The organism is Type-D symbiont of Plautia stali, from assembly GCF_001485335.1.
In the GTDB taxonomy this organism is placed as follows: Bacteria; Pseudomonadota; Gammaproteobacteria; order Enterobacterales; family Enterobacteriaceae; genus Pantoea; species Pantoea vagans_C.
In genome coordinates this window covers 1-22705 of sequence record NZ_BBOC01000061.1, presented here as the reverse complement: position 1 = coordinate 22705, position 22705 = coordinate 1, and the positions used below count along the sequence as shown (strand labels likewise).

At 54.7% G+C, this 22705-nt stretch carries 24 protein-coding genes and 1 pseudogene; 12 read left to right on the top strand and 13 right to left on the bottom strand.

Annotation, left to right across the window (positions count from 1 at the left end):
• Window positions 1–28: 28 nt before the first annotated feature.
• The 5 genes from yidC to PSSD_RS27795 all read right to left on the bottom strand — a co-directional run bounded on the left by yidC (window position 29) and on the right by PSSD_RS27795 (window position 2782).
• Complete coding sequence (yidC, locus tag PSSD_RS18135) at window positions 29–1675, bottom strand: membrane protein insertase YidC (protein WP_058973182.1); 1647 nt, start codon at window positions 1673–1675, stop codon at window positions 29–31.
• A 2-nt stretch (window positions 1676–1677) separates the two neighbouring features.
• Window positions 1678–1935 (bottom strand): membrane protein insertion efficiency factor YidD, encoded by a 258-nt coding sequence (gene yidD / locus PSSD_RS26700; RefSeq protein ID WP_007893564.1) that lies wholly within the window; start codon window positions 1933–1935, stop codon window positions 1678–1680.
• Window positions 1899–2258, bottom strand: a complete 360-nt coding sequence (rnpA, locus tag PSSD_RS18130) for a ribonuclease P protein component (protein ID WP_034830013.1) — start codon at window positions 2256–2258, stop codon at window positions 1899–1901. Before rnpA ends, yidD begins: the two co-directional genes overlap by 37 nt.
• 14 nt (window positions 2259–2272) lie before the next feature.
• Complete coding sequence (rpmH, locus tag PSSD_RS26695) at window positions 2273–2413, bottom strand: 50S ribosomal protein L34 (RefSeq protein ID WP_000831330.1); 141 nt, start codon at window positions 2411–2413, stop codon at window positions 2273–2275.
• A 192-nt stretch (window positions 2414–2605) separates the two neighbouring features.
• Window positions 2606–2782, bottom strand: a complete 177-nt coding sequence (locus PSSD_RS27795) for a hypothetical protein (RefSeq protein ID WP_167347684.1) — start codon at window positions 2780–2782, stop codon at window positions 2606–2608.
• 233 nt (window positions 2783–3015) lie between these two features.
• Here PSSD_RS27795 and dnaA point away from each other — a divergent pair, with 233 nt between their 5' ends.
• From dnaA to gyrB, 4 genes are all read left to right on the top strand, one after another.
• Window positions 3016–4416 carry a chromosomal replication initiator protein DnaA gene (gene dnaA / locus PSSD_RS18125; protein ID WP_058973181.1) on the top strand — a complete coding sequence of 467 codons (1401 nt, stop codon included), beginning with the start codon at window positions 3016–3018 and terminating at the stop codon, window positions 4414–4416.
• Between the two features lie 5 nt (window positions 4417–4421).
• Window positions 4422–5522: a DNA polymerase III subunit beta gene (gene dnaN, locus PSSD_RS18120; protein WP_039332006.1), complete on the top strand. Its 1101-nt coding sequence runs from the start codon at window positions 4422–4424 to the stop codon at window positions 5520–5522.
• Between the two features lie 180 nt (window positions 5523–5702).
• Complete coding sequence (recF, locus tag PSSD_RS18115; protein WP_039332085.1) at window positions 5703–6788, top strand: DNA replication/repair protein RecF; 1086 nt, start codon at window positions 5703–5705, stop codon at window positions 6786–6788.
• A gap of 17 nt (window positions 6789–6805) precedes the next feature.
• Complete coding sequence (gyrB, locus tag PSSD_RS18110; RefSeq protein WP_039332008.1) at window positions 6806–9214, top strand: DNA topoisomerase (ATP-hydrolyzing) subunit B; 2409 nt, start codon at window positions 6806–6808, stop codon at window positions 9212–9214.
• A gap of 47 nt (window positions 9215–9261) precedes the next feature.
• On the opposite strand, the gene PSSD_RS18105 is transcribed toward gyrB, so the two are convergent.
• Complete coding sequence (locus PSSD_RS18105) at window positions 9262–9567, bottom strand: helix-turn-helix domain-containing protein (RefSeq protein ID WP_058973180.1); 306 nt, start codon at window positions 9565–9567, stop codon at window positions 9262–9264.
• Window positions 9560–9912, bottom strand: a pseudogene (locus PSSD_RS18100) (type II toxin-antitoxin system RelE/ParE family toxin). Before PSSD_RS18100 ends, PSSD_RS18105 begins: the two are co-directional and overlap by 8 nt.
• A 204-nt stretch (window positions 9913–10116) precedes the next feature.
• On the opposite strand from PSSD_RS18100, the gene yidA reads away from it, so the two are divergent.
• The 7 genes from yidA (at window position 10117) to PSSD_RS18065 (ending at window position 17495) form a co-directional block, all read left to right on the top strand.
• Window positions 10117–10926, top strand: coding sequence for a sugar-phosphatase (yidA, locus tag PSSD_RS18095; protein ID WP_058973179.1), 810 nt, complete (start codon window positions 10117–10119; stop codon window positions 10924–10926).
• Window positions 10927–11183: 257 nt separating this feature from the next.
• Window positions 11184–11882, top strand: coding sequence for a FadR/GntR family transcriptional regulator (locus tag PSSD_RS18090; RefSeq protein WP_039332021.1), 699 nt, complete (start codon window positions 11184–11186; stop codon window positions 11880–11882).
• Window positions 11879–12754: a 2-dehydro-3-deoxygalactonokinase gene (locus tag PSSD_RS18085; protein WP_058973178.1), complete on the top strand. Its 876-nt coding sequence runs from the start codon at window positions 11879–11881 to the stop codon at window positions 12752–12754. Before PSSD_RS18090 ends, PSSD_RS18085 begins: the two co-directional genes overlap by 4 nt.
• Window positions 12738–13355, top strand: a complete 618-nt coding sequence (locus PSSD_RS18080) for a 2-dehydro-3-deoxy-6-phosphogalactonate aldolase (protein ID WP_058973177.1) — start codon at window positions 12738–12740, stop codon at window positions 13353–13355. The genes PSSD_RS18085 and PSSD_RS18080 overlap by 17 nt, the downstream gene beginning before the upstream one ends.
• Window positions 13352–14500, top strand: coding sequence for a galactonate dehydratase (dgoD, locus tag PSSD_RS18075; RefSeq protein ID WP_039332030.1), 1149 nt, complete (start codon window positions 13352–13354; stop codon window positions 14498–14500). Before PSSD_RS18080 ends, dgoD begins: the two co-directional genes overlap by 4 nt.
• Before the next feature lie 238 nt (window positions 14501–14738).
• Complete coding sequence (locus PSSD_RS18070; protein WP_058973176.1) at window positions 14739–16031, top strand: MFS transporter; 1293 nt, start codon at window positions 14739–14741, stop codon at window positions 16029–16031.
• A 201-nt stretch (window positions 16032–16232) separates the two neighbouring features.
• Complete coding sequence (locus PSSD_RS18065; protein ID WP_058973175.1) at window positions 16233–17495, top strand: YidR family protein; 1263 nt, start codon at window positions 16233–16235, stop codon at window positions 17493–17495.
• Here the strand turns inward: PSSD_RS18065 and PSSD_RS18060 are convergent.
• The gene (locus tag PSSD_RS18060) at window positions 17473–17820 is read right to left on the bottom strand and encodes a YceK/YidQ family lipoprotein (RefSeq protein WP_058973186.1); all 348 of its coding nucleotides are present in this window, start codon (window positions 17818–17820) and stop codon (window positions 17473–17475) included. The genes PSSD_RS18065 and PSSD_RS18060 overlap by 23 nt on opposite strands.
• Before the next feature lie 278 nt (window positions 17821–18098).
• Here PSSD_RS18060 and ibpA point away from each other — a divergent pair, with 278 nt between their 5' ends.
• A complete protein-coding gene (gene ibpA, locus PSSD_RS18055) occupies window positions 18099–18515 on the top strand; it encodes a small heat shock chaperone IbpA (protein WP_039332036.1) in 417 nt (138 codons plus the stop codon).
• A gap of 48 nt (window positions 18516–18563) precedes the next feature.
• Here ibpA and PSSD_RS18050 read toward each other — a convergent pair whose 3' ends face one another.
• From PSSD_RS18050 to PSSD_RS18030, 5 genes are all read right to left on the bottom strand, one after another.
• A complete protein-coding gene (locus PSSD_RS18050; RefSeq protein ID WP_039332039.1) occupies window positions 18564–19469 on the bottom strand; it encodes an EamA family transporter in 906 nt (301 codons plus the stop codon).
• A gap of 20 nt (window positions 19470–19489) precedes the next feature.
• Entirely contained in the window at window positions 19490–19990 is a 501-nt protein-coding gene (locus PSSD_RS18045; RefSeq protein ID WP_058973174.1) for a YbaK/EbsC family protein, read from the bottom strand.
• Between the two features lie 27 nt (window positions 19991–20017).
• Window positions 20018–20818 (bottom strand): 2OG-Fe(II)-dependent halogenase WelO5 family protein, encoded by an 801-nt coding sequence (locus PSSD_RS18040; protein ID WP_039332088.1) that lies wholly within the window; start codon window positions 20816–20818, stop codon window positions 20018–20020.
• 5 nt (window positions 20819–20823) lie between these two features.
• Window positions 20824–21534: a class II glutamine amidotransferase gene (locus PSSD_RS18035; protein WP_058973173.1), complete on the bottom strand. Its 711-nt coding sequence runs from the start codon at window positions 21532–21534 to the stop codon at window positions 20824–20826.
• A partial coding sequence (locus PSSD_RS18030) for an ATP-grasp domain-containing protein (RefSeq protein WP_058973172.1) occupies window positions 21522–22705 on the bottom strand: 1184 nt, incomplete at its 5' end. The genes PSSD_RS18030 and PSSD_RS18035, both read right to left, overlap by 13 nt.

Sequence of the window (22705 nt, the reverse complement as noted above, 5' to 3'; positions counted from 1 at the left end):
TATACGCTGATGCTGTTGCAGTCAGACGTTACGCTTTCTTCTTGTCGCGGCTGTGCAGACCACGTTTTTCCAGGCCGCGATAAATCAGCTGCTGCTGGAGGATGGTGACCAGGTTACTGACGATGTAGTACAGCACCAGACCAGCAGGGAACCACAGGAAGAACACGGTAAAGATGACCGGCATGTACGTCATGATCTTCTGCTGCATCGGATCGGTCACGGTGGTCGGTGACATCTTCTGAATGAAGAACATGGTGATACCCATGATGACCGGCAGAATGTAGTACGGGTCCTGCGCTGAGAGGTCATGAATCCACAGAATGAACGGTGCATGACGCAACTCAATCGAACCTGACAGCATGTAGTACAAGGCCAGGAAGATAGGCATCTGGATAACCAGCGGCAGACAGCCACCCAGTGGGTTCACTTTCTCTGCTTTGTACAGCGCCATCATTTCCTGGCTCTGCTTCTGCTTGTCATCGCCCAGACGCTCACGCATTGCCTGAATCTTCGGCTGCAGCATGCGCATCTTCGCCATGGAGGTGTACTGCGCTTTAGTCAGCGGGTACATGATGCCACGAACGATGAAGGTGATAACGATAATGGAGAAGCCCCAGTTACCGATAAAGCTGTGGATGAACTTCAGCAGCTTAAACAGTGGCTGCGAGATGAACCACAACCAGCCGTAATCCACGGTCAGGTCCAGGTGTGGCGCGATAGCGGCCATCTTGTCCTGGATTTCTGGTCCTAACCACAGGGTTGCGCCGAGGTCTTGCTGTGCGCCTGCTGCAATGGTGACCGGTGCAGATTTATAACCGATGGCTGCAATGCCGTTGCCGAGGTTGCTGGTGTACAGGGTGTTGTTGCCCTGAGTACGTGGCACCCATGCGGTGGCAAAGTACTGCTGCAGCATGGCTACCCAACCATTGCTGGTGGTGGCATTCAGGTTCTCGTTATCCGCGATGGTATCGAATTTGTATTTTTCGTATTTCGCATCACTGGTTGAGTACGCTGCGCCACGGAAGGTATGCAGTGCAAAGTTATTGCTGCCGGTATCACGGTGCTTAGGCAGATCAATGGTCTGCTTCAACTGACCAAACATCGACACTTCCAGCGGCTGCTGTGAGGCGTTGTGGATGTTGTAGTCGACATTCACCGCAAAGTCGCCGCGCTTGAAGACGAAGGTTTTGGTGTAAACCACACCTTTCTCATCGGTCCAGGTCAGCGGCACGCGCAGTTCGCTCTGGCCATCGGCCATTTCGAAGTGATCTTGTGTCGTGGTGAACAGCGGGCGTGCGCCATTGTTCGGGTTATCCGGACCGTTACGGCCGGTTAAGCCACTCTGTGCCTGATAAGTGAAGGCTGGCGTGGTTTCCAGCAGCTGGAACGGCGCGTCTGAACCCAGTTTATCCGGGTAAGTCAGCAGCTGTGCCTGCTCAATATCGCCACCGCGAGTATTGATGCTGAGTGACAGGACATCAGTCTTAACGGTGATCGTTTGGCCCTGACCGCTAGCCGGCACGCCGGAAGAGGCGGCATCACCCGCTGCGCTGCTTGTGTTCTGCGTGGTCTGAGTCTGCTGTGGCTGCGGAGCGTGGTCCGTCTGCCAGGCTTGCCAGATCATAAAAGACACGAACAGAAAAGCGATGAGAAAGAGATTGCGTTGCGAATCCATCGTTAATGTTCTCTGGTATCAAAGGTTTTTGGCGGCACAGGATCGTCACCACCCGGGTTCAAAGGGTGGCATTTTAATACGCGTTTAATCGTCAACCAACTGCCTTTTACAACACCAAAGCGCCGTAAGGCCTCAATCCCATACTGCGAACAGGTGGGATGGAACCGACAATGGGGTCCCAGCAGTGGGCTGATGGCGCGTTGATAAACGCGTATCAGGGCGATCAGGAGCCGCGAGCCAGGCGACAGTGACGACGCCATAATTTCTCCAACGCTTCCGTTAACGCACGGTTATCGAGGTCAGCAATCCCTTTTTTCGCCACGATGACAAAATCCATCGCGGGCAGTTCATGTTGACGCAGACGAAAGCTTTCGCGGGTCAATCGCTTGATCCGGTTGCGTTCATGGGCGCGTTTAACATGTTTTTTAGCGACGGTAAGACCGATGCGGGGATGCCCCAGCGAGTTAAGTCGGCCGAGGATGGTAATTTGCGGCGTACCGGCTCTTTGTGGCTGCTGGAAGACGAAAGTGAAATGAGTGGGAGTTAACAAACGTAACTCCCTGGGAAATGCGAGCTTAACCACTAGGGTTAGCTTTATTACTTAGAAACGGTCAAACGAGCACGGCCTTTAGCACGACGACGTGCCAGAACCTGACGACCATTTTTTGTTGCCATACGAGCACGGAAACCGTGTGAACGGTTGCGCTTCAGTACGGACGGTTGAAAAGTGCGTTTCATGGCGATTTCTACCTAAACTTGAAAATTTTCACTGGGTGACGCGTTTTCGGGCCAGTAAATCGACCAACGCCTCAATGTGTCTTTAATAAAGAGGCGGGATTGTAATAATTGTACAGTCCAGAGTCAATTTACTTCGCTGGTCGCGGCACCTGGAAACCCAGATACAGCCCGCTGATTCCGGGCATCAAGGCTTCACGCAATAATGCCGGGTGGGGAATTATACGGGCTATAGGGTAAAGCGCAAGGATCGCGCAGGATCTTCTTGCGATCAATTTGCAGATTTATTGCGCGGAAACGAGAGGCGACCAGAAAAATTGCAGCTTTCAGCCAGATCCCCGCTCGTTTTTTCCGCAGAAAGCGTAAACTCATTAGCGCTTCTGTAGCCTGTGGATAAATTGGATCAAAACTGTGTAGAAAGGGAAGATCTCTGTGTCGCTTTACGCTATGATCCGCCCTTCCGCTGACGATCCTCAAATGCGATCGTCGGGGATGACTACCGCGGATAGCGGTCGCAGGCGCTTTCTGATCGCCTGTGTCAAAAAAGACAGTTTCTATTATTAGCGCCTGAAATTCTTATCGATTTTGTACGAGTGGAGTCCGCCGTGTCACTTACGCTTTGGCAACAGTGTCTTGCCCGTTTGCAGGATGAGCTTCCTGCCACCGAATTCAGCATGTGGATTCGTCCGCTGCAGGCTGAATTAAACGACAATACGCTGACCTTGTATGCACCAAATCGGTTTGTACTCGACTGGGTTCGGGATAAATATCTCAATAGTATCAATGGGCTGCTGAATGAATTCTGCGGTGCGAATGTGCCGTTGCTGCGTTTTGAAGTGGGCACACGCCCGGCTGCTCAGGTGGCAGCCAGCCAGCCCGCGATGGCGACTTACAGCACCCCGGCACCCGTTGAAAGCCGTCCTGCTCCGGCGCAAATTCTGCGCCCAAGCTGGGATTCCGTGCCTGCGCCAGCGGATGTCACCTACCGTTCTAATGTGAATAACCGCCATAACTTCGACAATTTCGTTGAAGGTAAATCTAACCAACTGGCGCGCGCGGCGGCACGTCAGGTGGCGGATAACCCAGGCGGCGCTTACAACCCGCTTTTCCTTTATGGCGGCACTGGTTTAGGTAAAACCCACCTTTTGCATGCGGTTGGTAATGGCATTATTGCGCGCAAGCCCAATGCCAAAGTGGTTTACATGCACTCTGAGCGTTTTGTGCAGGACATGGTTAAAGCACTGCAAAATAACGCGATCGAAGAGTTTAAGCGTTATTACCGCTCTGTTGATGCGTTGCTGATCGATGACATCCAGTTCTTTGCCAACAAAGAGCGCTCGCAGGAAGAGTTTTTCCATACCTTCAATGCGCTGTTGGAGGGTAATCAACAGATCATTCTGACGTCGGATCGCTATCCTAAAGAGATCAACGGCGTAGAAGATCGTCTGAAATCGCGCTTTGGCTGGGGATTGACCGTCGCGATCGAGCCTCCCGAACTGGAAACACGCGTCGCGATCCTGATGAAGAAAGCGGACGAAAATGATATTCGCCTGCCAGGTGAAGTCGCCTTCTTTATTGCTAAGCGTCTGCGTTCGAATGTGCGTGAGTTAGAAGGGGCGCTGAACCGCGTCATCGCCAATGCCAATTTTACTGGCCGCGCGATTACCATCGATTTCGTCCGCGAAGCGCTGCGCGATTTATTAGCGCTGCAGGAAAAGCTGGTCACCATCGACAACATTCAGAAGACGGTGGCCGAGTACTACAAAATTAAAGTGGCGGATTTACTGTCGAAGCGCCGTTCGCGCTCGGTGGCACGTCCGCGTCAGATGGCGATGGCAATGGCGAAAGAGCTGACTAACCATAGCCTGCCGGAAATTGGTGATGCGTTTGGTGGGCGTGACCATACCACCGTGCTCCACGCCTGCCGTAAAATCGAGCAGTTGCGTGAAGAGAGCCACGACATCAAAGAAGATTTCTCTAACCTAATTCGAACACTATCTTCCTGACGCATATGAAATTTATTGTAGAACGTGAGCAGTTGCTGAAACCACTGCAACAGGTTAGCGGCCCACTGGGTGGACGCCCGACCTTACCGATCCTCGGAAATTTACTGTTGCAGGTGAGTGAAGGCGTACTGCGTCTGACCGGCACCGATTTGGAAATGGAGATGGTGGCTCGCGTTGCCCTGACGCAGCCCCACGAGCCAGGCGCCACTACGGTGCCGGCGCGTAAATTCCTCGATATTTGCCGCGGTTTGCCGGAAGGGGCTGAAATCAGCCTGACGCTGGAAGGTGACAGAATGCTGGTACGTTCTGGCCGCAGCCGTTTCTCTTTATCGACGCTGCCCGCCAGTGACTTCCCGAATCTGGATGACTGGCAGAGTGAGGTGGAATTCACCTTACCGCAGGCGACGTTGAAACGTTTGATCGAAGCCACTCAGTTCTCGATGGCGCATCAGGATGTGCGTTACTACCTCAACGGCATGCTGTTTGAAACCGAAGGTGAAGAGCTGCGCACGGTCGCCACTGATGGACACCGTCTGGCGGTATGTTCGATGCCGATTGGTCAGGCGCTGCCGAACCATTCGGTTATCGTCCCGCGTAAAGGGGTGATTGAGCTGGTGCGTTTGCTGGACGGTGGCGAAACCCCACTGCAAGTGCAGATTGGTAGCAGCAACATTCGTGCGCACGTGGGTGACTTTATCTTCACGTCCAAGCTGGTAGATGGTCGTTTCCCGGATTATCGCCGCGTATTGCCGAAGAACCCGGACAAAGTGCTGGAAGCGGGCTGCGATCTGTTGAAGCAAGCATTTGCCCGTGCAGCGATTCTCTCCAATGAGAAATTCCGCGGTGTTCGCATCTATATCACCGAAAATCAACTCAAAATTACCGCGAATAACCCTGAACAGGAAGAAGCGGAAGAGATGCTGGATGTGTCGTACAGTGGCACCGAGCTGGAGATTGGTTTTAACGTGAGTTACGTACTGGATGTGCTGAATGCATTGAAGTGCGAGAACGTGCGTTTGCTGCTGACGGATGGGGTTTCGAGCGTGCAGATTGAAGATGTCGCCAGCCCAGCGGCGGCATACGTCGTTATGCCTATGCGCTTGTGATCTTAAAACGGGCTAACTTACTCGCTATTTTGCCCCCGGGCAGTGCTCGTCCCTGGTCACATACTTCAGTATGCTCCCAGGGCCTGCGCGCTGGCCGTGCGCAAACTAGCTTCGCCGTTAACGCCCTCGATTGCAGGGTCAGGTGAAAAACCACTTCTCAATGTGCAGTTGGACTCGTTCATGGCTTTAACCCGCCTCCTGATTAAAGATTTCCGTAATATTGAGCAGGCCGATCTGACGTTGGCGCCGGGCTTTAATTTTCTCGTGGGCGCTAACGGCAGTGGAAAAACCAGCGTGCTGGAGGCGATCTACACCCTTGGGCACGGTCGTGCGTTTCGCAGTTTGCAGGCCGGACGCGTGATTCGTCACGATCAGGATGCGTTTGTCCTGCATGGTCGTATCGAAGGCAGTGAGCGTGAGTTGGCGGTGGGGCTGACCAAAAATCGTGCCGGCGATAGCAAGGTGCGTATCGACGGCAGTGATGGCCACAAAGTCGCTGAACTGGCGCAGTTACTGCCGATGCAGTTGATCACACCGGAAGGGTTTACTTTGCTCAACGGCGGCCCCAAATACCGTAGAGCCTACATTGACTGGGGCTGCTTCCACTCTGCACCCGGTTTTTTCAATGCGTGGAACAACTTGCGACGCTTGATGAAACAGCGCAATGCGGCGCTGCGTCAGGTCTCTCGCTACAGCCAGATTCGCCCGTGGGATCAAGAATTAGTGCCATTGGCCGAGCAAATCAGCCAATGGCGCGCCGAATACAGTGCGGCGATCGCTAAAGAGATCATCGCCACCTGTGGTCAGTTTTTACCGGAGTTTGAGCTGTCGTTTTCGTTCCAGCGCGGCTGGGATAAAGAGAGCGATTACGCCGAACTCCTGGAACGCAATTTCGAGCGCGATCGTGCGCTCACCTATACCGCCAGCGGCCCGCACAAAGCGGATTTTCGCATTCGTGCAGAGGGCACGCCGGTGGAAGATTTACTCTCACGCGGTCAATTAAAGCTGCTGATGTGTGCACTGCGCCTGGCGCAGGGGGAATATCTGACGCGCAGCAGCGGACGTCGTTGTTTGTACCTGATTGATGACTTTGCCTCGGAGCTGGATGACACCCGTCGTCGTTTGCTGGCCGAGCGCCTGAAAGCCACGCAGGCTCAGGTATTTGTCAGTGCCATTGGTGTCGAACATGTAATCGACATGAGTGACGAAAAGGGCAAGATGTTCCGCGTGGAACAGGGTAAAATAGCGGTTCAACCTGAAGATTAAATGAGCGAGAAACGTTGATGTCGAATTCTTATGACTCCTCAAGTATCAAAGTTCTTAAAGGGCTTGATGCGGTACGCAAACGCCCGGGCATGTACATCGGCGATACGGATGACGGCACCGGTCTGCATCACATGGTATTCGAGGTCGTGGATAACGCAATCGACGAAGCGCTCGCCGGTCACTGTAGTGACATCGTTGTCACCATCCATGCAGATAATTCCGTGTCTGTTCAGGATGATGGCCGCGGTATTCCGACAGGCATTCACCCGGAAGAGGGTGTGTCTGCGGCGGAAGTGATCATGACCGTCCTGCACGCCGGCGGTAAGTTCGACGACAACTCGTACAAAGTATCTGGTGGTCTGCACGGCGTCGGCGTCTCAGTGGTCAACGCCCTGTCCCAGAAGCTGGAGCTGACCATCCGTCGCGAAGGCAAAGTGCATCAGCAAATTTATCAGCACGGCGTGCCGCAGGCACCGCTGGCCGTATCCGGTGATACTGACGCAACCGGTACCCGTGTGCGCTTCTGGCCGAGCTACGAAACCTTCACCAACGTGGTGGAGTTTGAGTACGACATCCTGGCGAAACGCCTGCGCGAACTGTCGTTCCTGAACTCTGGCGTCTCAATTCGTCTGGAAGACAAGCGTGACGGCAAGGCTGACCACTTCCATTACGAAGGGGGTATCAAGGCATTCGTTGAGTATCTCAACAAGAACAAAACCCCGATTCACCCCACTGTGTTCTATTTCTCTAACGAGAAAGATGGCATTGGCGTGGAAGTGGCGTTGCAGTGGAATGATGGCTTCCAGGAGAACATCTACTGCTTCACCAACAACATTCCACAGCGTGATGGCGGTACGCACCTGGCCGGTTTCCGTGCTGCGATGACGCGTACACTGAATGCTTACATGGATAAAGAAGGCTACAGCAAAAAAGCCAAAGTCAGCGCGACCGGTGATGACGCGCGTGAAGGCCTGATTGCTGTGGTATCGGTGAAAGTGCCAGATCCGAAGTTCTCCTCACAGACCAAAGACAAGCTGGTTTCTTCTGAAGTGAAATCTGCAGTTGAACAGCAGATGAACGAACTGTTGAGCGAATACCTGCTGGAGAACCCATCAGACGCTAAAATCGTGGTCGGCAAAATTATCGATGCCGCACGTGCGCGTGAAGCGGCACGCCGTGCGCGTGAAATGACACGTCGTAAAGGCGCGCTGGATCTGGCAGGTCTGCCAGGCAAACTGGCTGATTGCCAGGAACGCGACCCTGCACTGTCTGAAATCTACTTAGTGGAAGGGGACTCAGCGGGCGGCTCTGCGAAGCAGGGACGTAACCGTAAGAACCAGGCCATCCTTCCGCTTAAGGGTAAAATCCTGAACGTGGAGAAAGCGCGTTTCGACAAGATGCTCTCTTCACAGGAAGTGGCGACCCTGATCACCGCACTCGGTTGTGGTATCGGTCGTGACGAATACAACCCGGACAAATTGCGTTATCACAGCATCATCATCATGACCGATGCGGACGTCGATGGCTCGCACATCCGTACGCTGCTGTTGACCTTCTTCTATCGTCAGATGCCGGAAATTGTCGAGCGTGGTCATGTCTACATTGCTCAGCCTCCACTGTATAAAGTGAAGAAAGGCAAGCAAGAACAGTACATTAAAGATGATGAAGCGATGGACCAGTACCAGATCGCTATCGCACTGGACGGTGCAACGCTGCACACCAACGCCAGCGCACCGGCACTGGGCGGCCAGCCGCTGGAAAACCTGGTGGGTGATTTCAACAGCACCCAGCGCATGATTAAACGCATGGAGCGCCGTTTCCCATCGGCGATGCTGCGCGGCCTGATCTATCATCCAACCTTGAGCGACCTCAGTGATGAAGCCGCCGTTAAAAGCTGGATTGATGGTTTAGTTGCTTACCTGACTGAACGCGAAGCACATGGCAGCAGCTATATGGCCCACGTGCGTGCTAACCGCGAGCAGAACCTGTTCGAGCCGGTACTGCGTGTGCGCACCCACGGCGTGGATACGGATTACCCCATGGACAGCGAGTTCATTGATGGGCCGGAATACCGCAAAATCTGTGGTCTGGGCGAGCAACTGCGCGGCCTGATCGAAGAAGATGCGTTTATTGAACGTGGCGATCGCCGTCAGCCAGTCACCAGCTTCGAGCAGGCGATTGAGTGGCTGGTGAAAGAGTCGCGCCGTGGTCTGTCAGTACAGCGCTATAAAGGTCTGGGCGAGATGAACCCAGAGCAGCTGTGGGAAACCACCATGGACCCTGACAGCCGCCGCATGCTGCGCGTCACCATTAAAGACGCCATCGCTGCCGACCAGCTGTTCACCACGCTGATGGGCGATGCGGTCGAACCGCGCCGCGCCTTCATCGAAGAGAATGCGCTGAAAGCGGCCAATATCGATATCTGATGTGACTCAACCCTTCCTAATCGGGAAGGGTTTTTTATTCGTTCTGTTTATACCCGAATCGTCCTACCCACAGACCCATCTGGCATTTCAATCAGTAAGCTAAGTTTGCCACCCATCGCCTCAATGTAACGCTTGATGGTGATTAGGCGTTGATCAGCGCCACCTTGTTCAATCTGCGTGATACGGGGTTGCTTCACTCCCATCGCTTCAGCAACTGTCTTTTGAGAGAGTTCAAGCTCCTCACGTAACAGCTGCAACCCGGTTTCGAGGATCAGTTCATCTGCCATTTGCTGGATGTCAGCGCGTTCAGAGGCCGAGAATTCATCCTTCAAGAAATCATTTAATTCAGTCATTTTTACCTTCCAGATTGTCCAAATGACGGGTGAAAATTTCATCGGCGAATGAAATCATGCGCGAATAAAATTGTTTGTCGCCTGTTTTATCACCCGCACACAACACGATGGCTTTACGATGCATATCAAATACATAAAACACACGGATAGGGTGTCCTGCAAATTGCACCCTTAGTTCTTTCATATTGTGATAGCGCGAACCGGTGACGGTATCGGCATAGGGGCGTGGAACATTGGACCATAATGCTGAAGGTTCAATAATGCTGCCGCGATGCGTTTTTTTAAGCTGTCTTCCTGCTGAAGCAACCATTCCTTAAACGGGTCTGCTAACTCGACCTGCCACATGATGCAATCTCCATATAAGTGATTGCTTATACAAATTTATAAGCAATAGCTTATATAGTCAAGCCAACAACTTTTTGTAAAACGCCAAACTGTTTAACTGGAAGCGTCTTAACATATGTTCAGTGCCGTCCTCTGTCGATTAACTGGTCAATGTGAGCTGAATCGCGCTAGCATTAAACAAACTCTGACTTAACCGAGGATGTTATGGCGATAAAATTGATTGCGATCGATATGGACGGCACGCTGCTCAACCCGCAGCACGAGGTCACGGCAGCAGTGAAATCAGCGATTAGCCGCGCGCGTGATAAAGGGGTGTCCATTGTGCTGGCGACCGGTCGCCCATTTGTTGGCGTCGAGCGCTATCTGATGGAACTTGATATGCAGCAGCCCGGCCAGTATTGCATCAGCAACAACGGTGCGCTGGTGCACAGTGCGGATAACGGCGACGTGGTCGCGGAAAAGACGTTAAGTTTCGATGACTTCCTCTACCTGGAACAGCTGGCGCGTGACCTCGGCGTGCATTTCCAGGCATTCGATAAATCCTTCCTTTATACGCCGAACAAAGACATCAGCGAATACACCATCCATGAAGCCAGCCTGACCGGTATCCCGGTTCGTTACCGCGCGGTAGAAGAGATGGACCCGGCCACGCGTTTCCCGAAACTGATGATGATCGACAAGCCACATTTGCTGGATAAAGCGATTGCGGGTCTGCCGTCGCGTGCCCGTGACAGCTACACCATTCTGAAAAGCGCGCCTTACTACCTGGAAATCCTCAACCCGCTGGTTAACAAAGGCTATGGCGTGAAAATGCTGGCGGACAAACTGGGCCTGCAGCAGTCGGAAGTGATGGCGATTGGCGATCAGGAGAATGACCTGGCGATGATCGAATATGCCGGAACCGGTGTGGCGATGGGTAATGCCATTGATTCGGTTAAAAATATCGCGCAGTTTGTCACCAAAACCAATATGGAAGATGGCGTAGCGCACGCCATTGAAGAGTTAGTGCTGTAATCCTTTCCTTTGCGGACGGCGTGTTGCTGTCCGCACTTCTGATTGAACCTTCCTTCGCTCCTGGTCGCCATAAAGGGCAACCCTACAACGATCGCGTGCTCATTCATGCGCTTGGATTGTCTGTTTTGTGATCCAGATTGTAGTACAACTTTAGTTGTTAGTACTACAATCTGCGTCACAGACCCAGGCGTTTGTTAGGTTTCACACCGCGAAAGCAGTAATCTGATGGGCTACCACCTTTCATTGAATGGAACATCATGACGCAAGAACAATTAAGTAAAACCGAGCGCATCATCCTGACGCTGGGTGAAGAGATTGTCGCAGGGAAGTTTGTGCCGGGGGCCGCGTTGCCTGCTGAAGCGGAGTTGTGTGAGCGCTTTGGCACCTCACGCAACATTATTCGCGAGGTGTTTCGCTCGCTGATGGCCAAGCGGTTAATGGAGATGAAACGCTATCGCGGCGCCTTTGTTACCCCGCGTAATCAGTGGAATTACCTTGATAGCGATGTACTGCAATGGGCACTGGCGCACGATCAGGACCCGCGTCTGATTGCCGCCATGAGTGAAGTGCGTGTGCTGGTGGAGCCACAGATTGCGCGCTGGTCGGCGGAACGCGCCACCTCAACCGATTTGGCGGCGATTGAGCAGGCCTACAACGATATGGTTGCCCATCACCTCGATCGAGAAGCTTTTAACGAGGCGGATATCCGTTACCACGAAGCGGTGCTGGCTTCGGTGCACAATCCGGTATTGCAGCAGCTTAACGTAGCGATCAGCCAGTTACAGAAAGCGGTGTTTGCGAAAACCTACATGGCGGATGCCGGCAACATGCCGCGTACCCTGGCCGAACATAAAGCGCTATTTGATGCCATCCGACATCAGGATGGTGATGCAGCGGAGCAAGCGGCAAAAGCGATGATCGCCAGCTCCACGGCTCGACTCAAGGAGATTTTGTGAGCAGCTATATCGCGATTGACTGGGGTTCAACCAACCTGCGCGCCTGGCATTATCAGCAAGGTACCTGTGTGGATGAACGTCGCTCGGAAGCGGGTGTGACACGCCTTGGCGGACGCACACCGGCTGAAGTCTTTGCCCAGATTACCGACGGTTGGCCCGTCAAAGATGTGCCGGTGGTGATGGCTGGGATGGTTGGCAGTAATGCCGGATGGCTTTCCGTTCCTTATCTGGCTTGTCCAGTAGCGCTGGATCAACTGAGCAGCCGCCTGACGCGCGTCGAAGATAAAGCGTGGATCGTGCCGGGATTGAGCGTCGAACGTGATGACAACTACAACGTCATGCGCGGCGAAGAGACGCAACTGTTGGGCGCAATGGCGCTGCAACCTGCGCAACGCTATGTGATGCCAGGCACGCACGCCAAATGGGTCGAGGTCGAGCAAAACGGCGTGCATGATTTTCGCACCGTCATGACGGGTGAGCTGCACCATTTGTTGTTGAAACAGTCACTGATAGGTGCCGGTTTACCTGAGCAGGAAGCATGCCCAGCCGCCTTCAATGAAGGGTTGCAGGTGGGCAGTCACGACGCATCGATTCTCGCCAGACTGTTTGAGTTGCGTGCATCTCATGTGCTGGGCGCGCGCGATCGTCGCCATATCAGCGACTTTTTATCCGGATTGCTGATTGGTCACGAAGTGGCGTTGATGACGCAGAAAGCAGCCAGCAGCCAACCGGTCATCATTATTGCCAGCAGTGGACTGGCGCAGCGATATCAACAGGCGCTGCAGTTTATCGGCGTGGATTCAGTCACCCTGGAAGGCGACCGCGCGTTCCAGCATGGAATAAGGAGTATTGCAGATGACCTGGCAAACTAAATTACCGTTGATCGCCATTCTGCGTGGCATCACCCCGGATGAAGCAGAAGCCCATGTGGGGGCGCTGATTGAAGCCGGATTCGACGCCATCGAAATCCCGCTCAATTCCCCGCAATGGGAAAAAAGTATCGGCGCGATGGTGCAGGCCTTTGGTGATAAAGCGCTGATTGGTGCCGGAACAGTGCTGAGTCCGGCGCAGGTCGATGTTCTGAGCACGCTGAACAGCAAGCTGGTGGTGACACCCAATACCGATGCGGCGGTGATCCGCCAGGCCGTCGCCAAAGGCATGACGGTGGCCGCCGGTTGTGCCACTGCCACCGAAGCTTTCGCGGCACTGCAAGCCGGTGCGCAGGCGCTGAAAATCTTCCCGTCGTCGGCCTTTGGCCCCGCTTACATCAAGGCGTTAAAAGCAGTGCTGCCGCCAGAGGTGCCGGTGTTTGCCGTGGGCGGCGTGACGCCGGAAAACCTACATGAATTTATCGCCGCAGGGTGCATTGGCGCAGGGTTAGGCAGCGATCTCTATCGCGCGGGCCAACCGTTGTCGCGCACTGTGGAGCAGGCTCGCGCATTTATTGCTGCATATAAGGACGCTGTTAAATGAAAATTACCAAACTGACCACCTATCGGCTGCCGCCGCGCTGGATGTTCCTGAAAATTGAAACCGATGAAGGCATTGTCGGTTGGGGCGAGCCAGTGATTGAAGGGCGCGCACGCAGTGTGGAAGCGGCGGTGCATGAACTGTCGGAATATTTGATTGGGCAAGACCCGGCGCGCATCAACGATTTATGGCAGGTGATGTATCGTGGTGGCTTCTATCGCGGCGGCCCGATTCTGATGAGTGCTATCGCCGGGATCGATCAGGCATTGTGGGATATCAAAGGCAAAGCGCTGGGTGTGCCGGTGTATCAGCTGCTGGGCGGTCTGGTGCGTGACAGCATCAAAGCTTACAGCTGGGTAGGGGGCGATCGACCTGAAGAGGTGGTGGACGGTATCAAAAAGCTGCGTTCCATCGGCTTCGACACCTTCAAACTCAATGGCTGTGAAGAGATGGGCATCATCGATAACTCACGCAAAGTCGATGCCGCAGTGAACACCGTGGCGCAGATCCGCGAAGCCTTCGGTAACCAGATTGAATTCGGTCTCGATTTCCACGGACGTGTCAGTGCGCCGATGGCGAAAGTGCTGATCAAAGAGCTGGAACCTTATCGCCCGCTGTTTATTGAAGAGCCGGTGCTGGCGGAACAAGCGGAATATTATCCGCGTCTGGCGGCGCAAACCCATATCCCGATCGCGGCGGGCGAACGTATGTTCTCGCGCTTCGAGTTTAAACGCGTGCTGGAAGCGGGTGGCCTGGCGATCCTGCAACCGGATCTGTCGCATGCCGGTGGTATTACCGAGTGCTACAAGATTGCCGCGATGGCCGAATCCTACGATGTCGCGCTGGCTCCGCACTGCCCATTAGGTCCGATCGCGCTGGCTGCCTGCCTGCATGTGGATTTCGTGTCTCGTAATGCGGTGTTCCAGGAGCAGAGCATGGGCATTCACTATAATCAGGGTGCTGAATTGCTGGATTACGTTATCAATAAAGATGACTTCAAAATGGACGATGGCCACTTCTATCCTCTGAATAAACCGGGCCTCGGCGTGGAAATTAATGAAGAACTGGTGATTGAACGCAGTAAAAATGCGCCGGACTGGCGTAACCCATTATGGCGTTTCCCAGATGGATCGGTGGCTGAATGGTAATATCCGTCATGCTTAATGCTGAAGGTTGAATTATTTAGAGTATAAGAATTTATAAAATCTCGTAGATAAAGATATGCCATTGAAATAAGGCATAGGGCTTTGCTCACCCTTTTTTATGGCACCCAACATTAACCGCTAACGCGGTTTTACTTACCCCTATACCCGTAGCGGCGCGGTTTGTCGCGCATCTTGCAAGGATGCGCAATACATTGCGCCGCGACACTAACGGAGAAACACCATGGATCTCTCTGCTGTTCAGGCTAAACCGACGCGGCGTCGCTATATTACGTTGCTGATGATTTTTATTACGGTGGTGATTTGCTATGTCGATCGTGCCAATTTAGCCGTTGCCTCAGCGCATATTCAGGAAGAATTCGGCATCAGCAAAGCGGAAATGGGTTATGTGTTTTCTGCCTTTGCCTGGTTATATACCTTGTGCCAGATTCCCGGCGGTTGGTTCCTCGATCGCGTGGGTTCACGCTTGACCTATTTTATTGCCATTTTCGGTTGGTCTGTGGCGACCTTATTCCAGGGCTTTGCCAGCGGATTATTATCGCTGATTGGATTACGTGCCATTACCGGCGTATTTGAGGCCCCGGCTTTTCCGACTAATAACCGTCTGGTCACCAGCTGGTTCCCGGAGCAGGAGCGTGCATCGGCAGTCGGTTTTTACACCTCAGGGCAGTTTGTCGGCCTCGCGTTTTTGACGCCGTTGCTGATCTGGATTCAGGAGTTGCTGAGCTGGCACTGGGTATTCATTATCACGGGTGGTATCGGCATTATCTGGTCACTGGTGTGGATCAAGGTGTATCAGGCACCCAGTCAAAGTAAAGGCATCAACCAGGCTGAAATGGATTACATCCGTGAAGGTGGGGCGATGGTGGATGGCGATGCGCCCGCAGCGAAAAAAACGCGCACCAAACTGACTGCCGCTGACTGGAAACTGGTGTTTCACCGTAAGCTGTGTGGTGTGTACCTCGGCCAGTTCGCCGTGACCTCCACGCTGTGGTTCTTCCTGACCTGGTTCCCGAACTACCTGACGCAGGAAAAACACATTTCTGCCCTGACAGCCGGCTTTATGACCACCGTGCCGTTTCTGGCTGCCTTTGTCGGTGTGATTCTGTCTGGCATCGTGGCGGACCGGCTGGTGCGCAGTGGACGTTCACTCGGCTTTGCACGTAAAACCCCGATCATCTGCGGATTGCTGATCTCCACCTGCATCATGGGTGCGAACTACACCAACGATCCGGTATGGATTATGACGCTGATGGCGATCGCCTTCTTCGGTAACGGCTTTGCCTCCATCACCTGGTCGCTGGTGTCTTCGCTCGCTCCGGTAAGGCTGATTGGGTTAACCGGGGGGATGTTCAACTTTATCGGCGGATTGGGCGGCATTACGGTGCCGTTGGTGGTGGGTTATCTGGCGCAGGATTACGGCTTTGCGCCTGCGCTGGTGTATATCTCAGCTGTCGCCTTGATCGGTGCGCTGTCGTACATCCTGCTGGTGGGGGATGTGAAGCGCGTGGGTTGATTTCCAACTGCACAGGTTCTTCGTCGGGTTGCCATATATGCCGGTGCGCATCAATGCGCACCCTACGAAAAACCGTATCCATCCTTGTAGGGTCGCCATTGATGGCGACCTGGTTAAGCCGCGACACCCATGGCAAAATTGCTGCACCTCATCCCATATTCGCGTACTTTGTTCGGCAACAGTTGGATGTAAGGTTGCCTCATGTCAGAAAAACAACTCACCTTTGCACAGCGTCATCATCAGCTCACCAATATCAACGTCTGGACTGCCGACAGCCAGTGGCTGGCCTTTGACGTACGGCCTTCCGGTGCATCATTTACCAGCTTAACCATCGAGCGCGTCAACGTAGTGAATGGCGCGGTAGAAGTACTGTATCAGGCACGGGATGGGGCGCACGTCGGTGTGGTGACGGTCAGTCCGGATATGCCACCGCGCTATGTCTGTATCCATGGCCCTGAACATCCCGATGCGCACTGGCACTACGATTTCCATCATCGCCGGGGCGTCATAGTGCAGCAGGGCAATGCCGAAAATCTCGATGCCTGCGATATCACCGCACCCTTCACGCCAGGCGCTTTGCGCGGCGGTTCCCATGTTCATGTGTTTAGCCCTGATGGATCGCGCCTCAGCTTCACTTACAACGATCACGTGATGCATGAGAAAGATGCGCGTGAAGACCTGCGCAACGTGGGCGTTGCCGTGCCGCTGCATCCGGTATGCCCACCCAAACAGCACCCACGTGAATATGATGGTAGCCATTACTGCGTGCTGGTGAGCCAGACCACGCGCGATCCGCAGCCGGGCAGCGATCACATCGATCGTGCTTATGAAGAGTGCTGGATTGGCGATCGCGGTTATCAGAAAGCGGATGGCAGTTGGCAGCGCTGGGCGCTGGCCTTTATTGGCGATACGCGTGCCGCTAATGGCGACAAAGTGCCAGAAGTGTTTGTGGTGGATCTGCCAGAGGCGTCAGGCGATTACGCCAAAGCAGGCTCGGCGCCGTTGCAGGGCACCGCAGACACGCTACCTGCGCCACCGGCGGGGGTGCAGCAACGGCGCATCACTCACAGCAAAGGGCTGGCATTACAGCCGCGCCACTGGCTGCGTGCGGCTCCCGATGGCAGTGCGATTGCCTTCTTGCTGGCGGACGATGCGGGCGTTGTGCAGCTGTGGAGTGTGTCACCCAATGGCGGCACACCGCGCCAAATCACGCAGATGAGCAGCAGCATTCAGTCTGCTTTTAGCTGGCAACCCTTTGGTGAAGCTATCACCTTTATCTGTGATAACAGCGTCATGCGTTGTGAAGTGGCGACAGGTCAATGCACACGCTTAACCGCACGCAGCGCGCGGCCGCCATCAGGTGATGCTGTGGTCTGGTCACCCGATGGGAAGCAGATCGCGTATATGCGAGAAGTTGAAGGCTGGCGACAGCTGTTCTGCGTCAGTGCGATGCCGGCGGCATAGACGCTGCCGTCGCCAGGCTGGCCTCGGTGCCAGCCATTTTTTCACTCTGCAGCACACGCTCATGCGCTGAATCATGGTCAGTGCGGAAGTAATCCCACGGCAAAAGGACGGTATCCAGCACGGCGGAGAAGGGCAGATCGATGGCGGCCAGTGGCTTGATCACCCAACTGGTATTGTCATCGGCAATTAAGTCCGCACTGGCACGTGTGCCGGGATAATAGCCCTGACTGGCGCCCGTGTGAGACATGACGCTGGAGCAACCTGAGGTAGTCAAAACACCGCAGACCAGCAAGCCTGTCAGTGGAAAGCATTTCATCATTTTCATCATCATCATCCCTACAGCCAGGTCTCTGGCTGGAGTGTGTCTCTTGTTGACAGCATGGCTCTATGGCGATGTCGTGTCAGACAAGGGAAGAACTCCTGAGTGTATGCTATTTCGACAGAATTGCTGCAAAAAAATACCGATGCCCCTTGAAAGCTCCCTCAGCGCACCCATTTTTACACTACGGTCGTGCTGCTGTCGCCGATAGGGACAGCCGCAGGCCGCACAACCTGTCCATGGTGGAAGGTTGCCAAAACTTGCTGATTTTCAGGAGTCTTTTTATGCGTAACTTTGATCTCTCTCCGCTTTATCGTTCGGCTATTGGTTTCGACCGTTTGTTTAGCCTGCTTGAGTCCAATCAAAACCAGGCCAATGGTGGCTATCCTCCGTATAATGTCGAACTGGTGGATGAAAACCACTACCGCATCACCATTGCCGTCGCGGGCTTTGCTCAGAGTGAACTGGACATCACGGCGCACGATAATGTGCTGGTGATCCGCGGGGCACATGCAGAAGAGCAACAGGAACGTAAGTACCTGTATCAGGGCATCGCTGAGCGTAACTTTGAGCGTAAATTCCAGCTGGCAGACCACATTGTAGTGCGCGATGCGCGCCTCGAATTGGGTCTGTTAAGCATCGATCTGGAACGCATCGTTCCGGAAGAGGCGAAACCGCGTCGGATTGAAATCCTGAATTAATCACCAATAACGCGAAGGGCGGCCCTCAGGCCGCCCATATGTTTTCCGTCAGGTCCGCACCCATAATCGCTGACTTACCATCCCGCCAAATACGTTCACCAGCAGGCCGAGAATAATCACTAATGCCCCGATGATCTCCTGCGGGGAGAGGGTTTCGTCGAGCACCAACGCCGCACTGAGAATGCCCACCACTGGCACCAGCAGTGAAAGTGGTGCAACACGCCAGGTTTCATAACGACTGAGCAGGTTACCCCAAATCGCATAACCGACAATGGTGGCCACAAAAGCGAGATAAATCAGCGCCAGCACCGTCTGCAATGAGATGTTGAGCAGGCTGGTGACGATCTCCGCTTCTCCATCAAACCACCAGGAGCAGGCGAAAAAGGGCACCACCGGCACCAGCGCACTCCATACCACCAGAGACATCACCGGTACATTGCGATTACGCAAAATGATTTTGTTGGTGATATTGCCCAAACCCCAGGAGAGCGCCGCCGCTAAGGTCAGCATCATGGTGGTCAGCGTGATACCCGCCGTGGTTTGCCCCTCCATGCCTGCGGTTGCCAGCATAAACATGCCGAGTGTCGCCACGAAAATGCCGGCGATATGGTTCCAGCGCAGCTTTTCTGCCAGAAACAGCGCCCCAAGCAGCAGAGTAAAGAACGCTTGCGCTTGCAACACCAGTGAGGCCAGGCCCGCAGGCATGCCGAGTTTAATGGCGAGGAACAGGAAAGCGAACTGACCAAAGCTGATGGTCATGCCGTACACCACCAGCCAGCGCAGCGGGATCTGCGGCCGCTTCACAAAGAAGATCGCCGGGAAGGCCACCAGTGCAAAGCGCAGCCCCGCCAGCAAGAACGGTGGCATATCGTGCAGACCCAGCTTGATCACCACAAAATTCACCCCCCATGCCACCACCACACACAGCGCTAACATCATATCTTTTACTGACATACAGGTTCCTTACAGCCGCTTCAGGCGGTCGCCGTCACCGGAGTGGCGATGTCTGCACAACAGTCATCACCAACAACACCAAAGAAATCATTCACATTCAGCGCCACAGAGCGTTCCAGCGCTCCGGCGTTAAACCACAAGGTGCCGACATCGCGCAGGCGCGTATCAACTCGCAACGCCAGTCGGTCATCAAAACTAAACGGAGGGACAGCGCCCATCGCACACTCTGTCAGTGCCTGCGCCTGTTCTGGCGCGGCGAAAGTGGATTTCTTGCCGCCAATGGCACGCGCGGCACTCTTGAAGTTGATCTTGCAGTCACCCGGCACGATTGCCAGTAGGTAACGTGCTTCCGCCCCCTCTGGCATGGTGACCTCCAGCACCATCGCTTTGGCCGCTTGATGGAGATCGTTACCGCGAATCGCACTGATCACGTCGGTCTGGCCGATGGCTTCATGCACCACCACGCGGTAGTCGGCGCGATGTTCATCCAGTAGGGCAATCACTTTCTCATAGGTATTCATACTCTTTTCCTCGTCGAAGGCCTGGCGTTAACTCCAGGCAATGGCGTGCTTCATTTTTTTGTCGGTCAGGCCAAAGAAGAAGCCCATGGTGATTCGCGTGTCGCCTTCCACACGATCAATCTCGTGATAAAACGCCGGGTTAAACAGATAGATATCGCCGCTGCGCGGAGAGAATTCGCACACTTCGCTGTCCTCCACCACGCCGCTCTGATAGCCGAGTTCGCCCTGGGTTTTGAAACGTTCATCAACCGGCTGCCACTTCTTGTTGAAGATGCGCAGTTCACCGCCCGCATTGCACTCCTGCAAACAGACCACACAGCTCAGCTGATGCAGAATCTGCGTCACCGCCAGACCACTGCCAGCGGCATCGCGCACGATATTGTCGTTATGCAGTGGATTGGCGACGCCGTTGGCGTGGAAGCGCACGATGGAACCGGCATAGTGGCCCAGATCGGGTTCGCTGGCGGTTTGCAGGCTGTCCAGACGCAATGAATGCTTAACCCAGTTGTAAACCTGGTCGCGCAGGCAGTGCAGTGATGGCGGCAACGCAGGTTGAATATCGCGCAGCTCGGTGAAGTAGTTTTCCGGCTCGCGGGTGTGTTTGGCCAGATAAGGGCCAAGTGTAGTCAGCGCGCCGTTGGGATAGTGCGATACGCGAACCTGCTCGCGGCACTGCTGCAAATCATCCACTACCGCTTCGCGCACGTCTGGCGTGAGAAAATTGCGCAACACCAGCAGTGGCACACGAGCGGTGACGATGTCATCCAGCCAGGCGCTTTCGACAAACATCTTCGGATTGATAACGCGTATCTGATTGAAAATGGCCATGCTGATCACTCCCCCAATGGAAATTCATAAAGTTCATGGTTGTGCATACGACGCCAGTCAGACGCCGCGCCCAGTGCTGGAATAGGTTCAGAAGCGATAATTGTGGTGTTGTTGTGATGCAGGTGGTGCAGCGTGAAATAGTTGGGATAAGGCGTATCTTCAGGATGCCACTGCCACGCCCAGGCTTTCTCTCGCGTAACGAAAATCGCATTGGCGGCGCTGCCCCCCGGTGCGACGCGCGCCATTTTGTCGCGCAGGTAGTCACGGGTGAAATCGGCTGGCGTGGCCTGTTCGACCATGTACTCAAGGTATTCGGCGGAGTCGAAGCGGGATTCTGCCATGCCAAGCTGGGCATACACCGTGGGCAAAAAACCGTTATGCATCATGTGCCACTGTGTGGCGCCACTGGTTCGCCACAGCGGATGAGAGAATTCGATGCCCTGATTTTTGCTCAACGTGGCATGACGCACATGCACCGCCAGAAAACGGCAGTGGCGCAGGCGATCGACATCAATGCCCGGTAAGGCATCGGCGAAGGTGCCGGTGCCGTGCAGGGTGCGAATGTGCCCCTGCTCCAGCCATAAACAGCCCCAGCCGTTGGGATGCTGCTTAATCGGGCCTTCATGCGTGGCGGTTTCCCCACAACTCATGGCGCGCGCGGCATCCAGCACCGCGGCGGCGTCGAACTGGCCGTGAGCCACAATCATTCTGCACATAGTAAATCTCTCCGTGTGGCTAAGGTCGGCACCGCGAGAATATGGTTGAACACCGCCAACACCTCATCACGGCTGCTGGCGGCGAGACGAAAGGTGGCGAGAATCCCGGCATGGCGGGTGAGATCGGCATACAGCGAAGAGCGGGGCGACACCTCCAGCACCGGCAGATTCAGCGGCGGCAGGAGCTGTCCGCGCTGATGCTGTGCAATCCAGCGCTCGGCGGCGTCATGCTGGAGACGCTGGCGCAAACGCAAACGTCCAATCGCTTGCGGCTGAGGCGGGAAGTGCAAAGCGGGTAAACCGCGCCCGGCTTCAATCTGGAACGCCACTTCTGCCCAGTTGATGCCGGTAACCTCTTCCACCAGATTCACCACCCCCATGCCCGATAAGCGGAAGCCCATTTCGAGGAAGTGCGGCTCACCGTTCACCATGATGAAGTCGATGTGGAATGCGCCCTGGCGATAGCCAAAGGTTTCGCAGCAGAAACTCATCAGGCTGGCAAACGCGGCAGGCAGCTGTTGCGCTGCCATAGCAACATGGCCGGATTCGTAGAAGCTGATACTGCCTTCTTCATCAATCTGGTGCTCGATCACCTTCTGACAGCAGGTCAGCGCCACCGCATGGCCGTTATCCACCACGCCCTGCAGCGAATATTCATCGCCCGCCAGCCAGCTCTCGACAATAAAGCCGCTAAAGCCGCGTCCGCCGTAGTTCATGGTTTCCACCAGCTTGGCGACGGCGGCATCCAGCTGGCTGGGTTCTTCGACTAACCAGATACCCAGCCCGCCGCCACCATCAACCGGTTTGATCACGCAGGGATAGAGCAGCGCATCACGCGCGTCACGAATACTGAGCGGTGAGGCGAAGAAGCGGAACTCCGGCTGGGGGAAGCGCGGCCAGGCTTTGCGTAACGCCATGCGCTGCGCATATTTATCCGGTGGAATAAAACAGGGGCCGGCATCCGGCCCGGCCAGCAACTCACGTACGCGACCGGCGCTGGCGTTGTAGGCTTCGAAGCCCGCCAGTACCACCTGAGGGTGTTCCAGTAACCCGGCCCGCAGGCATGCCTGCAACACATCCCACGGATTTTCCGGGCGATCGAGACGCACAATCAGATCGAACGGGAGCTGAAGGCTAAGGCTCTGGTAGTCGACGAAGTCGCCCATCTCTG